This is a genomic window from Thalassotalea mangrovi, from assembly GCF_005116735.1.
Classification (GTDB): domain Bacteria; phylum Pseudomonadota; class Gammaproteobacteria; order Enterobacterales; family Alteromonadaceae; genus Thalassotalea_A; species Thalassotalea_A mangrovi.
On record NZ_SWDB01000011.1, the window covers coordinates 105,895 to 120,692 of the forward strand.

Genomic DNA, 14,798 nt, shown 5'->3' on the forward strand with positions numbered 1-14,798 from the left:
CCCGCTTATTTAGCGATAACTTTGACACCTTTGTAATAGCCATCGGCTGTTACGTGGTGACGACGATGAGTTTCACCAGATACGCTATCTACTGATAGGTTTTCTGCAGTCAACGCATCGTGTGAACGGCGCATGCCACGTCTTGAACGAGACTTTTTACTTTTCTGTACGGCCATTACTTTACTCCTAAAATCACAAGTTACTTGAGTTGTTTCAATACATCAAATGGATTCGGTTTCTCAAGCGTATCCGGTAACTTCCCCCAAGTACTGTCGGCATCTGCCGGGCAATCTTCGAGTTCATGTTTCGGGATTAATGGAATCGCAAGGATTAACTCGTCTTCCACTAATTCGCGTAAATTCACTTCACCATTTTCATCTAATTCTACGGCGTCATAATACGAAGGCAACCGGGCCGCGGCGTCTTCGTGTTTCACAGGAGAATAACAGAATTCAACATTCAAATCCTGTGAAAATTCTTCATTACAACGCTGACATGTTAAAGACACTGACGCTTGTGCCGTTCCTGATAATACTATCAGTCCCTGCTCATCCACATCAAAGGTGATCTTTACATTTACCTGCTCACCGTGACCTTGGGTCACAGCCTGCAATCTATCTAATCCAGATAATTCAAAATATCCTTCACAAACTAAGCGCCGTTGAGCACTTTTATAAGGATCTATGGTTATCGGAAGTTTAAGGTTCTGCATAAGGCGCGCATAATAAAGGCTGTCGAGCCCTGTGTCAAAAGAAAATTCAGTACCAGAAGTACTTTCGCTCAAATAATGACACATTTTAACACAATGAATACAATCCGAAAATATTGTCAATGCCTTGAAGATACCAATCCACATTAATTACTGATCACTCAGCAAATATTCAAAAGGGTATATTTCACAATTTAGTTCATCGAATATTATCAAAATAAAGCAGAATTAATTGAATGGGTCGTGTATTCATATTTGCCCTACAGGGAACTAGGGTAAGGTGATAATGCAGGAGCATATTGTCTTTGCCTATGCGGGAATGCCCGAGAGGAAATTCTACTGCGTACTCGCTACTTAAAATGGAATGACCATTCCTAAATATCGAAGCCTTGTAGAGTTCCCTCGGCTGACATTCTGACTAGCTCACATATTTAAGTGGATTGGTATGACTTTCTCTATCGCTTGCGCTCAGGTAAAATTCTCTCATTCCGTCTTGCAAATTAACAATACTCTTTATTATGAAAACTCTTGTACTAGGCTCGACCTCAGTATTTCGCAAAGCCATTTTGGAAAAGCTTAATCTGGACTTCATCTGCGATAAGCCTGAAATCGATGAGACGCCCCTGCCCAACGAGCAACCTGTGCAACTGGTTGAGCGCCTGGCCATTGAAAAAGCGAGAAAGGTCGCAACCGGTCATTCCGATGCACTGATCATAGGTTCCGATCAGGTAGCGGTGCACCAGGGCGAGATCCTGGGAAAACCTGGCAGTCAAGAAAATGCCATCAAGCAACTACTACGCTTTAGTGGTGATAAAGTCACGTTTTTAACGTCCCTGTGTCTGTACGATAGCGTGACAGACACCTATGACGTGATTGTCGAGCCATTTTATGTGTTCTTTCGGGAACTGACTCACTCGCAGGTAGCAGCGTATATAGAGGCAGAATTGCCGTTAAACTGCGCCGGGAGTTTTAAAAGCGAGGGCTTGGGTATTTGCCTGTTTGAGCGTTTACAGGGTGAAGACCCCAATGCATTAATTGGCTTGCCGTTAATTCGCCTGACCAAGATGCTCGAAAAGCATGGGGTCGACGTTCTCGCCCTGCAAAAATAACGTAACGAAAGCAGTTGCCTCATTGAAATTTAGATTGGCGACTGCTTCCCCCTTCAAGATTAAAAGGTTTTCACTTCAAGCTTTTGTAATACATTGGCGAGTTGCTGATCATAAGGGGCTTCAAATTTTACCCGTTTATCATCTTTCGGATGGTTAAATTCAATACTTGCAGCATGCAGGAATAATCGTTTCAATCCTTTTTGCTGCATTTGTTCAGTAAAGTCTTCAGCACCATATTTACTGTCGCAGGCTATCGGATGCCCCTGACATTGACAGTGCACCCGAATCTGGTGAGTTCTGCCGGTAACCGGAAAGGCACGTACCAGGGTCGCACCGATGTAATGGGTTAATACTTTATAACGGGTTTCCGACTCTTTGCCCTGCAGATTATCGACGACTACCACCCGCTCCCCAGACTTTAATTCATTCTTCTTAAGCCCTTCAGTTACCCGGGTAAGCTTATTTGACCAGTGGCCTTTAACCAGCGCGTGATAAAATTTCTGTACTTTTTTATCGCGTAACTGCTCATGCAGGTTTCTAAGTGTTGAACGTTTTTTGGCAACTACAAGACAGCCAGATGTATCCCGGTCCAGACGATGCACTAACTCCAGCATTTTCGCCTGGGGACGCAACGCCCGTAGCGCTTCAATTAAACCAAAACTAAGCCCGCTGCCGCCATGAACAGCCATGCCCGATGGTTTGTTGATGACTATCAGGCAGTCGTCTTCAAAAATGATCTGTTTTTCCAGCGATGCGACTTTATTCAGTTGCGGTGAAACTTTCTCTGGATTCTCCGGCAACCGTATTGGTGCGATGCGTACGATATCATCGAGTTGCAATCGATACTCAGGTTTGATGCGCTTTTTATTAACGCGAATTTCCCCTTTTCTCAGTAATCGGTAAATCATACTTTTCGGCACGCCTTTGAGGGTTTTCAACAGAAAGTTATCGACTCGCTGGCCATCACTTGCCTCATCAATTTGATGATATTGTACTTTTGAGCGGGGTTCACTGCTCACCTGGGCTTGGTTCGCCTTAGCGGAAGAATGGGTACTCACGTATCTCACATAAAAATTAGCAACACTTAAGTGGCGATTTTAACACATGAATTATCAAGATGCTTTGTATTCTGGGTCCGATAATGGCGAGATTTGCCAGGATACGGCGACGAAGTCAGGGGATTGATAATCACGGCAGTGTTAATTTGCTAATTTATCGAAGGTTAATAGTTGCCATAATCTACATTTTAGTGGGATAATAAACAGGTTATTGACGAAAATTCCAATAACAAGTAGAAAACGAAGCTCTTTAAGAATTGTAAGAGGTTCGATGCGGCAACGTCCCTGTACACTTTTCGCAAGCCCCGAACCAATGGCTTGCCCGATACCTGGATAGCATTGCCCCTTGCTGGCTCTGATGTATGTAACTTATCGGAGTTTGCAGCATAAACATTGAATCCAGCACTAACGAGCAAAACTGAAGATAAGCACAACACTGCGTTGAGTGTGAAAAGTTAATAAACATTACTGCCAGATAGCTGTTTTTATTGGCGATAATGTAAAGATAAACAAACAGATAATTAACAGACCCAGAAATTACTGGTGTTGACACCCGTGAGGCTGACAACCCTCTGTTTGCTTAACCCATTAAGCAAAAATTGCCTGCACACCTGCATGTGTTGTGACAATAAATAGAGTCACAAAATCAATGAAACGCATGTTAATTAATGCTACTCAGTCGGAAGAGCTCCGCGTAGCACTTGTTGACGGCCAAAGCCTTTATGATCTTGATATCGAAAGCCCTGGTCACGAACAAAAAAAAGCCAATATTTATAAGGGTAAAATTACCCGCGTAGAACCCTCCTTAGAAGCTGCCTTTGTCGATTACGGCGCAGAACGCCACGGCTTCCTGCCAATGAAAGAGATTGCCAAGAGTTATTTCCCCCAAGGATATAGCTTTCAGGGTCGCCCAAATATCAAAGACATTTTAAGCGAAGGACAGGAAGTTATCGTTCAAATCGACAAAGAAGAACGAGGCCAGAAAGGTGCAGCATTAACGACTTTCATCAGCCTTGCCGGCAGTTATCTGGTATTAATGCCAAACAATCCACGCGCCGGTGGCATCTCTCGTCGCATTGAAGGCGATGAGCGGACCGAATTAAAAGAATCCTTAAGCAAACTCGATTTACCGAAAGGCATGGGCCTGATTGTTCGTACCGCCGGTGTTGGTAAGGATTACGAAGAACTGGCGCACGATTTGAATGTATTGTTACATTACTGGCGTGCGATTGACGACGTTGCAGGTAGCAAGCCAGCTCCGTTTCTGATTCACCAGGAAAGTAATGTCATCCTGCGTGCCATCCGCGACTATCTGCGCCGTGATATTGGCGAGATCATCATAGATCGTCCGAAAGTCTATGAAAGTATCAAAGAACACATCCAGTTAGTTCGTCCTGACTTTATCAACAAGGTTAAGTTGTACAATGGCGATGTCCCATTGTTCACCCATTACCAGATAGAGTCGCAAATCGAGTCCGCATTCCAGCGTGAAGTTCGCTTACCATCCGGCGGGTCTATTGTTATCGATCCAACCGAAGCATTAACTTCCATCGACATCAACTCGGCGCGAGCCACTAAGGGTAGTGATATCGAAGAAACGGCGTTCAATACCAACCTTGAAGCCGCGGAAGAAATTGCCCGTCAATTACGTTTGCGTGACCTCGGTGGCCTTGTGGTTATTGATTTCATCGATATGACCCCGGTACGTCACCAGCGCGAAGTGGAAAATCGCATGCGTGAAGCAGTGCGTTCTGATCGTGCCCGAATTCAGTTGAGTCGTATTTCTCGCTTCGGTCTGTTAGAAATGTCACGACAACGTTTGAGACCTTCAATCGGTGAAACCAGCCAGGGCGCCTGCCCTCGCTGTAATGGTACCGGTCATGTGCGCGGTGTTGAATCACTGGCACTATCCGTACTGCGATTGATGGAAGAGGAAGCGATTAAGGACAAAACCAGTCAGGTGCACGCTCAGGTGCCAGTGCCGGTAGCCACCTATCTGCTGAACGAAAAACGTAATGCCGTTGGCCATATCGAAAAACGCCACAACGTTAAAGTGCTGATTCTCCCGAATCAGAACATGGACACCCCGCAATATGAAGTGATTCGCGTCCGTGATGACGAATCAACGTCGCAAGCCAGTTATGAGATGAAAGTCGCTGAACCGGTTGCCGAAGAAGCGGTAATGCCAAAATTCCAGAAAGATGCTGTGAAGCGTGATGAACCTGTATTACAGGGCATGACTGCTCCTAAAGCTGCACCGGCGAAGAAAAAAGAGCCGAAGCAAGAAAAGTCAACAGGGTTGTTTGCCGCTATTGCCGCCTTTTTCGCGTCATTATTTGCCAGCGAAGAAAAGCCGAAAGCAAAATCTAAACAACAACCTCGTCAGCGTTCAGGACAGGACACGCGTGAGCGCAGACAGCGCAAACCGCGTCAGCAACAACGCCGCAATCGCAGCCAGGATAAGCGCGATAATGTTAAAGACAACAAAGTAGCGGACAAAGAGCAAAGTCAAACCCAGTCTCGCGGAACTAAAAAGCCAGCAAAACGTGCGCCTGAGAAACAACAGGACAAAGTTGTCAAAGAAGAAAAAGTTGCCGAGCGTCGTCAGCGTCGCAACACCCGTAAGAAGGTTCGTATTAACGAGCAAACAACTGAGCAAGCGGTAACGGAAAAACAAGCGGATAATCAACCGCAAGCTCAACAGGAAAGTAAGCCGGCGAATAAAGACAAAGCGGCTAAAGGTCCACGTCGACAAAGTCAGAAAAAACCGGTTGCGGAAAAGACTGCGGATGCCCAGGCAGAAGCTGCTAAGACTGAAGATGTAATCAGCAGTGAGTCAGAGTCAAACAATGATATCAAGACTGATAGCAAGGAAGGCAAAAGCAGAAGCCGTCGTTCACCTCGTCACCTGCGCTCACACGGCCAGCGTCGCCGCAAAGAGAAAGAGCAAACTGGTGATACCAACGCAGCTGAAGACGCAGCAACGGAGCAAAAATCGGTAGATGATGCAGTGGTAGCCCGTTATCCGTCAGCAGCGGACAGTGACGATGCGATGCAGACATCATTGGATTTAAGTCATGAGCCACAGCAACCTGCGGCTGCGCAGAATCAGGAACTTAATGAAATGCCTGAACGCAAGCCTGTGGAGCCAACTGAGGCTGAACAAAGTGCGCAACTTGAATTGGCAATGACAGCACAGGCCGAAGCATCGCAAGCAGGTGAGGCAGCTAAGAGCACCGATAGCAACGCTGCAACAGATTCAGCTACGGATGAACAACCACAGCCGTCACAACAAGTGGCTGATGACAGTGCCAGTGATGAAGTGAAAACTGAGCCGCAACCCAAGCCAGTTATATCCGACACTGAAACAGTTGTTACTGATGAGGTAAAGGTTAGTGAGCAAGAGCAAGAGCAAGAGCAAGAGCAAGTAGTCAGCGTGGCCGATAACGAAGACACCGCTGAGACTGAAGTGAAGGCTGATCCTGCTCCTGTTACAGCACAGACAACTGATGCGACAGACGAGATGGTTAAAGACGATACAGCATCAACAGCGAAAACTGTAACCGCAAAGGTTCACCGCCCAGGTGGTCATGCTGCTGCACCAATGACGAAGCCTGAAATGGCCGTCATTGATGTTAATGCTGAACTGCCTACCTCGGCACTGGCCTCGGATGAGCGTGTTGAATTTGTTCGTTCGGACAAGCTCGCGACACAGGCGTTCGCCACCAACCACAGCTCTGCCGGTCCAACCAAACCCTAACCGGCAACAGCACTTGTGAAAAGTAAAAACGCCAGTCTATGACTGGCGTTTTGCCCCCTTCCCTGACTAAATTCGTAATAACTTAGCATTCTTCATCAGAAACTTTTCACCAATGCCTTTCACATTTAACAACTGTTTTACGTCGGTAAAAGGACCATTGGCTTCACGATAATCAATAATAGCCTGAGCTTTCTTTGCACCCAGGCCTTTAATCGCTTGCAACTGACTAACATCGGCCTTATTTAAATCAACCGTTGCCATCACCTCAGACTCAGTTGTTACTGTCTCAGCGGCGTAGACGTAATTACTAATGCCTACACTTGCAATGAATGACAATACAACTGCGAACAATAATTTCTTCATAATATTTTCCTTTATAGCAAATAACGTTCATGGCGCTTTAATGCGGAAAACAGCCATGGCGTGACCACCCCATGTGGTTCTTTTTTAGCATAGAAAATATTTAATCATTTTTTATGACGAAAAAAAAAGCTACCTGATTAGGTAGCTTTTTTCCATATCGATATTCAATGACTTATCAGGACTGCAACGAACGATTAATTTGTTCTAATACCGCTGCCGGATCGTCTGCTTTGGTAATAGGTCTGCCAATGACCAGGTAATCCACACCGACGGAAACCGCTTCAGGCGGGGTCATGATGCGCTTTTGGTCATCACTGCTGGCCCCCTCAGGGCGAATGCCGGGAGTTACCAGCTTAAAGTCGGCTCCCAGCGTTTGTTTTAACAATTGTGCTTCCTGAGCGGAGCACACAACACCATCAAGTCCCGATTTTTGCACTAATTTTGCCAATGCCAGTACCTGTTGCTCCGGAGTCTTTTCGATGCCCAACTCCTGCAAATCTTCGGCACCCATGCTGGTTAACACCGTAACTGCGATTAACAATGGTGCCTTATCGCCAAAACGCTCCAGCTCCTGTTTAGCACGTCGCATCATCTGTGTACCACCAGAGGCATGTACGTTAACCATCCAGACACCAAGTTCGGCCGCTGCAGCCACCGCTTTAGCGACCGTATTCGGAATATCATGGAATTTTAAGTCTAAAAACACATCGAAACCGCGTGCGGTCAATGTTTTGACAAATTCAGGACCAAAATGAGTGAACATCTCCTTGCCAACCTTTAAGCGACATTGAGATGGTTGTATTTTTTCGACGAACGCTAACGCGTCAGCTTGATTGGCAAAATCCAGGGCAACGACAACCTTAGGATCTAATGACATAAACTTTACTCTCCTTCCAAACCTCTGACCGGTTTGATTTGTTCCCAATCATGACAGGACGGGCAAGACCAATAATGAACACCGCTGTTAAAGCCGCAATTTCGGCAACTGTACCTGGGCCGAAGTTTTAAATAAGCAGTAACCAGCTCTTTGATTACATCCAGGGATTCCTGCTGAGTTTGCTGATTTTCCTCATTAATTTGCATTTTCACGAAATGCTTAAAACCTCTGATGGTCGGCCGACGATGTAGTGCAGATAGCAAATACTCGACAGCTTGTTGTGAGGAAAAATTCTCCTGCAAATAATCAAGATACGTAATGAGTGCGGTGCTACTGCCAGTTTTCTCAAATACTGATTTGATAAACGGGTAAAACTCGTCCTGATGGTCACTCTTCATGTAACAGGCGCGCATTCTATCAATTACGTCGGGAAAAAACTCCTGATCCTGTAAAAATATTTCCTGGTAGCACTGACAGGCTTCGTTATATTGTTGCGAATTTTCGTAGACTTTCGCCATCGTCACTTTTGCGCGGCTGGAATTAGGATTTAAATCTAAGGCATGCTGAAGCAATTCTAACTCTTTTATGTACTCATCTTCCTGCATCGCCAGTTCAGCAAGCTCACAATAAAAGTTGGCCAGTGAGTGCATAAGTTTTTTATCGCCACTTTTCCGAATCGCCTTTTCCAGGCTTAAGCCTTTTTGCCAGTCTTTTGTCGACAGGTAAATTTGCAGTAGATAGGAGAGTGCCTTAACCGCATAGGTGTCTGTCTTAATCAGTTTTAGAAACATCTTTTCCGCGCGATCAAACAAACCCGCGCTATGAAAATCCCGACCGAGTTCGAATGCGGCCTGTTGTTTTTCCTGATCGGAGAGCATGGGTTGACGGATCAGATATTCATGCACCTTCAACGCCCGGTCGAGTTCACCCCGGCGGCGAAACAGGTTCGCCATCGCGAAGTGGGCTTCAACCGTATCATCTTCATGTTTCAGCGCTTCGAGCAGATATTCAATTGCCTTGTCCTGTTGATTGGACAACAGGTAATTCAAACCTGTGGAATATTTAATGGAAAGCGATTCTTTGGCGGTTTGATCTTTTTGTTTGATGCTATTTCTTCCCATAAACCAGCCGTAGCCGACGGCAACAGGAAGTAATAAAAAAAGCAGTTCAAACATGATATTCGATTCTTATAAGGCGGGTTAAACCCGTTTATTTTCGTTTTAATCGACGAGCCATGGAAAACAATGTCGAGATGACGAAGCCAATCAAAAAACCAATAAAGGTAAACAGGCTCACGGCTTGCGACACACTGATTTCAGACTTGGCAATAATGTAATTTAATTCAATAAGTTGTTCATTCTGGCTGCCAAACACAAAGGCAACTGCCAGGAGTATAAATAGAAATACAATTGAAATAAATAATTTCACTGGAAACTCCCCGCTTTCAACACCCATCATCCGATGGTCAATGCAATCATTAAAAAAAAGGCATGCTATATAGCATGCCTTTTTCTGTCATATTCTGCAATTAAGCTAATGAAAGATTTACTCTTTCTCTCAACTCTTTACCCGGCTTAAAATGTGGAACATATTTACCCGATAGGTCAACAGATTCCCCAGTTTTGGGGTTGCGTCCAACCCGAGGAGCGCGATAATGTAGCGAAAAGCTGCCAAAACCCCGAATTTCAATACGGTCACCGCTTTCCAGGGTTTCCGCCATCATTTCCAGAATTTCCTTAGTGGCTGCTTCTACATCCTTAGCTGACAAGTGATCCATCTTATCAATTAACTTCTCAATGAGTTCTGACTTGGTCATTTGACCTCCAGTTCATCTTGGCGCTAGCCGATGGATTAGAGATTGAGGAGGCATTAAACACCTCCTCACCTAAGAGCTAAATTAGCCTTTAGCGTTTTTAAATGCTTCTGCCATCGCGCTCAAACCAGTGTCTTCTGCCTGGTTCAAGTTTTCCATCGCTGAACGTTCTTCAGCCTGGTCTTTCGCTTTGATAGATAGGCTGATAGCACGGTTCTTACGGTCAACACCAACGAACTTAGCTTCAACACTGTCACCTACAGAAAGTTCTGTAGATGCATCTTCAATACGGTCACGAGAGATGTCAGATACACGGATGTAACCTTCAACGCCTTCCGCCAGAGTTACCTTAGCACCCTTAGCGTCAACTTCAGCTACAGTACCAGTAACAATAGCACCTTTTTTGTTGTCTGTCAGATACATATTGAACGGATCGTCTTCAGTTTGCTTAACGCCTAAAGAGATACGCTCACGCTCTGGATCCACCTGTAATACAACAGCTGAGATCTCATCGCCTTTCTTGTATTCACGAACAACTTCTTCACCGCCATTCCAAGAAATGTCAGACAGGTGAACAAGGCCATCAATACCGCCGTCAAGACCGATGAAGATACCGAAGTCAGTGATTGACTTGATCTTACCAGTAACTTTGTCACCCTTGTTGAAGTTCTTAGCGAACTCTTCCCATGGGTTCGGGATACATTGCTTAAGACCCAGAGAAATACGACGACGCTCTTCATCGATTTCAAGAACCATAACTTCAACTTCGTCACCCAGGTTAACAACCTTAGATGGGTGGATGTTTTTGTTAGTCCAATCCATTTCAGAAACGTGAACAAGACCTTCAACGCCTTCCTGGATTTCAACGAAACAACCGTAGTCAGTCAGGTTAGTTACGCGGCCAGTCAGTTTAGAACCTTCTGGGAAACGGTTAGCAATAGCTGCCCATGGATCTTCGCCCAACTGCTTCATACCTAGTGATACACGAGTACGCTCGCGGTCAAACTTAAGTACTTTAACTGGGATTTCGTCACCAACGTTAACGATTTCACTTGGGTGCTTAACACGCTTCCAAGCCATGTCAGTGATGTGTAACAGACCATCGATGCCGCCAAGATCAACGAACGCACCGTAGTCTGTAAGGTTCTTAACGATACCTTTAACTTCTTGGCCTTCCTGCAGAGACTCAAGTAGTTGATCACGCTCAACACTGCTTTCAGATTCGATAACAGCACGACGAGATACAACAACGTTATTACGCTTCTGATCAAGCTTAATAACTTTGAATTCTAGATCTTTACCTTCCAGGTGAGTCGTGTCACGTACTGGACGAACATCAACTAATGAACCTGGTAAGAACGCACGAATGTTGCTAACTTCAACAGTGAAGCCGCCTTTAACTTTACCGTTGATAACACCGGTAACAGTCTCTTTTTCTTCGTAAGCTTTTTCAAGGAACTGCCAAGCTTCGTAACGCTTAGCGTCATCACGAGAAAGAATAGTTTCACCGAAACCATCATCTGTAGCTTTTAGAGATACGTCAACTTCATCACCAACAGCAACTTCTACTTCACCAGCAGAGTTTTTGAATTGGTCGATTGAAACAACAGACTCAGATTTAAGACCTGCATCAACTAATACGTTGTCTTTTTCAATACGTACAACAGTACCTTTAATGATGGAACCAGGACGAGTTTCGATTTCTTTTAAGCTTTCTTCAAAAAGCTGTGCAAAATTTTCAGTCATAACTTGTAAGTTAACTCAGTTATTAATCCACTCAACTACCTGTTTCGTGGGGTTGTTAAAAAAGTTCACTCTCTTCCCTGTAGCGAACTACTTTGCATGGAATCGTTAAAATTCCGACAATTTTTCATTGGCAAACGCCAGTATTTTTTCCACCACCTGGGTAATACTCAGGTCGGTAGAATCTACCAGCAGCGCCCCTTCTGCAGGCAACAAGGGCGCAACAGAACGATTTTGATCTCGCTCATCTCGCTGTTTGATGTCCGCCAAAAGGCGCCCGATGTTAACATCAATGCCCTTCTCTTGCAACTGCAACATGCGGCGTTTCGCCCGTTCTTCCGGGCTTGCGGTTAAAAACACTTTTACCGGCGCATCGGGAAATACCACAGTGCCCATATCACGACCATCGGCGAGGAGGCCAGGCATCTGTTTAAACGCACGTTGACGCCTTAATAACGCTTCGCGTACTCTGGGAAATGCCGCAACTTTGGATGCGATGGCACCAATTTCTTCGGTTCGAATTACGTTGGTGACGTCTTCGCCCTCGAGCAGAACCCGAGCTTCGCCTTTAGGCTGTATTTCAAATTCTACATCCAGATGCGATGCCAGGGGAATTAATGCTTCCTCACTGTCGATATCGATATTGTGGTGATTTGTTGCAACCGCCAGCACACGATAAATGGCACCGCTATCCAATAAGTTCCACCCTAACTGTTCCGCCACAATCCTGGCGACGGTTCCCTTGCCAGCTCCGCTGGGACCATCAATGGTGATTAAAGGGATTTGTTCATTCATTTACTATTTCCTGAGTAATGTTTAGTCCCACTTCATTAGCCAGTTCAACAAAAACCGGGAATGATGTGGCGACGTTATCGCAATCCAATATATGAATTGTACCACTAGAGCGCAGTGAACCGATAGCAAAAGCCATCGCAATTCTGTGATCATGCTGACTATCAACGGTACCGGTTGTTAACTGACCACCAACGATATCGATACCATCAGCGTAAACCTGACAATCTATACCCAGTATTTCAAGGCCGTCGGCCATCGCCTGTATACGATCGCTCTCTTTCACTCGAAGCTCTTCGGCATTTCTTAATCGGGTAACACCTTTAGCGCAGGCGGCGGCAATAAATATAGCCGGGAACTCATCAATAGCAAGAGGAACATCGGCATCATCGATATCACAACCATGCAGTTCACTTGCATGAACGATTAAGTCTGCGACAGGCTCATCCCCCGCCTTACGCTCATTAATAATTTCGATATCTGCGCCCATCTTAGCAACGATGTTAAGCACACCAATTCGCGTTGGGTTCATACCGACATTACGTAATGTCAACGTGCCCTGGCGAGCAATTAAACCGGCGATGATAAAGAACGTTGCCGAAGAAATATCACCAGGTACGGTAATATCACAGGCCTTCAATTTACTGCCACCGGTCAATGATACCTGGTTTCCATCTACGCTGACCGGGTAACCAAATGCCTTTAACATGCGCTCAGTATGATCGCGGGTAATGCCAGGTTCGGTCACAACGGTGGTACCTTGTGCATACATGCCCGCTAACAACACACAGGATTTAACCTGTGCAGAGGCCATAGGCAACGGATAATGAATGGCGTTCATAGAGTCGCCGCCAGCAATGTTCAGAGGAGGCGTTCCGTCATCAGCGGCACGGATACTAGCACCCATTTGTTGCAACGGTGTGACAACCCGCATCATTGGTCGCTTATTTAGCGAGGCATCGCCAATCATTTCACTGGCAAACGCCTGCCCTGCCAGGATGCCCGATAGCAGACGGATGGATGTGCCGGAATTACCAACATCGATAGCTTGTTCAGGCGCCTTTAGCCCATGCATTCCTACGCCATGAACTACCACATTATTCTGCTCATCCGGGCCTTCAATGTTTACTCCCATTGCTTTAAAAGCATTCATGGTTGCCAGGCAGTCCTGTCCAGGTAAGAATCCATAAATATGACTGGTTCCTTCCGCGAGCGAGGCGAACATAATCGACCGGTGAGAAATAGATTTGTCACCTGGGATGCGAATGTCACCACTAACCGGACCCGCCGGCTTGGCATGAAACATCAGGGAGGAGGAAGGTTGATTCATGGGTACGTCCTTTTAACTTCGGGTAGCTAACTTACAATATTTCTTAGATTACTGTTGATGTTGTTCGGCGAATTGCTGCATAAACGTGACTAATGCCTTAACGCCGGCCAATGGCATCGCATTGTAGATACTGGCGCGCATGCCACCAACGGAACGATGACCTTTAAGGGCGAGTAATCCAGCTTCTTTAGCCTTGCGCAAAAACTCGTCGTTCAACGACTCATCCTGCAGGTAAAATGGCACATTCATGGTGCTGCGATTCTGCTTCGCTACACGGTTCTCATAAAAGCTGCTCTGCTCAATGAATTGGTACAGGCAATCGGCTTTTTCGCGATTTAATTGTGCCATTTTTGCCAGTCCACCAAGTTGCTTTAACCAGTTAAAAACCAGGCTCGCCAGGTACCAGGCGTAGGTCGGTGGGGTATTAAACATCGAATCGTTTTCGGCCAGTATCTGATAATTAAATATCCCAGGTACTGAATTCATCGCCCGACCTAGCAGATCCTCGCGCACGATCACTAAGGTTAAACCGGAAGGACCAATATTTTTTTGGGCTCCAGCATAAATCAGCGCAAATTTGCTCACATCGATAGGACGTGACAATATCGTCGAGGACATATCTGCAACCAAAGGAATATCCCCGGTTTCTGGTACTTCAAAGATTTCAATTCCATCGACGGTTTCATTCGGACAGTAGTGAACATAATCCGCATCCGAAGATAGCTGCCATTCACAGGCAGGTAATACCTGTTTTTTGCCGTTAACTTCTCTCACTGGTTCAATGACCCGGATATCGCCATATTTTTTTGCTTCACTAACCGCACTTTGTGACCATGAACCGGTAACCACATAATCTGCCTTGCCGGATCCGGTCAGCAGATTCTGAGGGACTGCAGCAAACTGCCCACGGCCACCGCCGTGACAAAATAGCACTTTGTAATTGTCCGGGATCGCCATGATGTCGCGCAGGTCCTGCTCAGCTTTTGCCGCCAGGGCCATAAATTCAGGACCACGATGGCTTAATTCCATAACCGAACAGCCAGTATTGTTCCAATTTAAAAATTCCGTTTGAGCTTGTTGCATTACCGGTTTAGGTAACATCGCCGGGCCGGCGCAAAAATTAAAAATCTCTTTCATGAGTCACTACTATTCTATGTCTACTAATACTCAAACCTTGTCCGTGTTGACATCGGTTCAATTTACCAACGTTTCTTTATCAGAAAAAAAATGAGCGGTAAAAACCG

14 protein-coding genes are annotated in these 14,798 nt (G+C 45.6%); 2 read left to right on the forward strand and 12 right to left on the reverse strand.

The window, feature by feature from the left end; translation table 11 throughout:
* Positions 1-5: 5 nt before the first annotated feature.
* Both rpmF and yceD read right to left on the reverse strand, forming a co-directional pair.
* Positions 6-176 (reverse strand): 50S ribosomal protein L32, encoded by a 171-nt coding sequence (gene rpmF, locus E8M12_RS06545; RefSeq protein WP_136735298.1) that lies wholly within the window; start codon positions 174-176, stop codon positions 6-8.
* Positions 177-199: 23 nt separating this feature from the next.
* A complete protein-coding gene (gene yceD / locus E8M12_RS06550) occupies positions 200-712 on the reverse strand; it encodes a 23S rRNA accumulation protein YceD (protein ID WP_136735299.1) in 513 nt (170 codons plus the stop codon).
* Between the two features lie 515 nt (positions 713-1,227).
* On the opposite strand from yceD, the gene E8M12_RS06555 reads away from it, so the two are divergent.
* Complete coding sequence (locus tag E8M12_RS06555; RefSeq protein ID WP_169303060.1) at positions 1,228-1,818, forward strand: Maf family protein; 591 nt, start codon at positions 1,228-1,230, stop codon at positions 1,816-1,818.
* Between the two features lie 59 nt (positions 1,819-1,877).
* On the opposite strand, the gene rluC is transcribed toward E8M12_RS06555, so the two are convergent.
* Complete coding sequence (rluC, locus tag E8M12_RS06560; RefSeq protein ID WP_136735371.1) at positions 1,878-2,837, reverse strand: 23S rRNA pseudouridine(955/2504/2580) synthase RluC; 960 nt, start codon at positions 2,835-2,837, stop codon at positions 1,878-1,880.
* A gap of 688 nt (positions 2,838-3,525) precedes the next feature.
* Between rluC and rne the strand changes: the two genes are divergently transcribed.
* Complete coding sequence (gene rne, locus E8M12_RS06565) at positions 3,526-6,636, forward strand: ribonuclease E (protein ID WP_136735301.1); 3,111 nt, start codon at positions 3,526-3,528, stop codon at positions 6,634-6,636.
* 66 nt (positions 6,637-6,702) lie between these two features.
* Here rne and E8M12_RS06570 read toward each other — a convergent pair whose 3' ends face one another.
* From E8M12_RS06570 to serC, 9 genes are all read right to left on the reverse strand, one after another.
* Positions 6,703-6,999, reverse strand: a complete 297-nt coding sequence (locus tag E8M12_RS06570; protein WP_136735302.1) for a ComEA family DNA-binding protein — start codon at positions 6,997-6,999, stop codon at positions 6,703-6,705.
* Between the two features lie 175 nt (positions 7,000-7,174).
* Positions 7,175-7,876: an orotidine-5'-phosphate decarboxylase gene (gene pyrF, locus E8M12_RS06575; RefSeq protein ID WP_136735303.1), complete on the reverse strand. Its 702-nt coding sequence runs from the start codon at positions 7,874-7,876 to the stop codon at positions 7,175-7,177.
* A 5-nt stretch (positions 7,877-7,881) separates the two neighbouring features.
* The gene (gene lapB, locus E8M12_RS06580; protein WP_136735304.1) at positions 7,882-9,051 is read right to left on the reverse strand and encodes a lipopolysaccharide assembly protein LapB; all 1,170 of its coding nucleotides are present in this window, start codon (positions 9,049-9,051) and stop codon (positions 7,882-7,884) included.
* A 34-nt stretch (positions 9,052-9,085) separates the two neighbouring features.
* Positions 9,086-9,304 (reverse strand): lipopolysaccharide assembly protein LapA domain-containing protein, encoded by a 219-nt coding sequence (locus E8M12_RS06585; RefSeq protein WP_169303061.1) that lies wholly within the window; start codon positions 9,302-9,304, stop codon positions 9,086-9,088.
* Positions 9,305-9,404: 100 nt separating this feature from the next.
* Complete coding sequence (gene ihfB, locus E8M12_RS06590) at positions 9,405-9,692, reverse strand: integration host factor subunit beta (protein ID WP_136735306.1); 288 nt, start codon at positions 9,690-9,692, stop codon at positions 9,405-9,407.
* 81 nt (positions 9,693-9,773) lie between these two features.
* A complete protein-coding gene (gene rpsA, locus E8M12_RS06595) occupies positions 9,774-11,435 on the reverse strand; it encodes a 30S ribosomal protein S1 (protein WP_136735307.1) in 1,662 nt (553 codons plus the stop codon).
* Positions 11,436-11,540: 105 nt separating this feature from the next.
* The gene (cmk, locus tag E8M12_RS06600; protein WP_136735308.1) at positions 11,541-12,227 is read right to left on the reverse strand and encodes a (d)CMP kinase; all 687 of its coding nucleotides are present in this window, start codon (positions 12,225-12,227) and stop codon (positions 11,541-11,543) included.
* Entirely contained in the window at positions 12,220-13,554 is a 1,335-nt protein-coding gene (gene aroA / locus E8M12_RS06605; protein WP_136735309.1) for a 3-phosphoshikimate 1-carboxyvinyltransferase, read from the reverse strand. The genes cmk and aroA overlap by 8 nt, the downstream gene beginning before the upstream one ends.
* Before the next feature lie 48 nt (positions 13,555-13,602).
* The gene (gene serC / locus E8M12_RS06610) at positions 13,603-14,691 is read right to left on the reverse strand and encodes a 3-phosphoserine/phosphohydroxythreonine transaminase (RefSeq protein WP_136735310.1); all 1,089 of its coding nucleotides are present in this window, start codon (positions 14,689-14,691) and stop codon (positions 13,603-13,605) included.
* Positions 14,692-14,798: the final 107 nt, after the last annotated feature.

What these genes read in the sequence shown, in the direction of transcription:
- E8M12_RS06555 (WP_169303060.1), top strand. Translation starts at nt 1,228, where the DNA reads ATGAAAACTCTTGTACTAGGCTCGACCTCAGTATTTCGCAAAGCCATT.
- aroA (WP_136735309.1), bottom strand. Translation starts at nt 13,554, where the DNA reads ATGAATCAACCTTCCTCCTCCCTGATGTTTCATGCCAAGCCGGCGGGT.
- rpsA (WP_136735307.1), bottom strand. Translation starts at nt 11,435, where the DNA reads ATGACTGAAAATTTTGCACAGCTTTTTGAAGAAAGCTTAAAAGAAATC.
- E8M12_RS06570 (WP_136735302.1), bottom strand. Translation starts at nt 6,999, where the DNA reads ATGAAGAAATTATTGTTCGCAGTTGTATTGTCATTCATTGCAAGTGTA.
- lapB (WP_136735304.1), bottom strand. Translation starts at nt 9,051, where the DNA reads ATGTTTGAACTGCTTTTTTTATTACTTCCTGTTGCCGTCGGCTACGGC.
- yceD (WP_136735299.1), bottom strand. Translation starts at nt 712, where the DNA reads ATGCAGAACCTTAAACTTCCGATAACCATAGATCCTTATAAAAGTGCT.
- pyrF (WP_136735303.1), bottom strand. Translation starts at nt 7,876, where the DNA reads ATGTCATTAGATCCTAAGGTTGTCGTTGCCCTGGATTTTGCCAATCAA.
- rne (WP_136735301.1), top strand. Translation starts at nt 3,526, where the DNA reads ATGAAACGCATGTTAATTAATGCTACTCAGTCGGAAGAGCTCCGCGTA.
- cmk (WP_136735308.1), bottom strand. Translation starts at nt 12,227, where the DNA reads ATGAATGAACAAATCCCTTTAATCACCATTGATGGTCCCAGCGGAGCT.
- serC (WP_136735310.1), bottom strand. Translation starts at nt 14,691, where the DNA reads ATGAAAGAGATTTTTAATTTTTGCGCCGGCCCGGCGATGTTACCTAAA.
- rpmF (WP_136735298.1), bottom strand. Translation starts at nt 176, where the DNA reads ATGGCCGTACAGAAAAGTAAAAAGTCTCGTTCAAGACGTGGCATGCGC.
- ihfB (WP_136735306.1), bottom strand. Translation starts at nt 9,692, where the DNA reads ATGACCAAGTCAGAACTCATTGAGAAGTTAATTGATAAGATGGATCAC.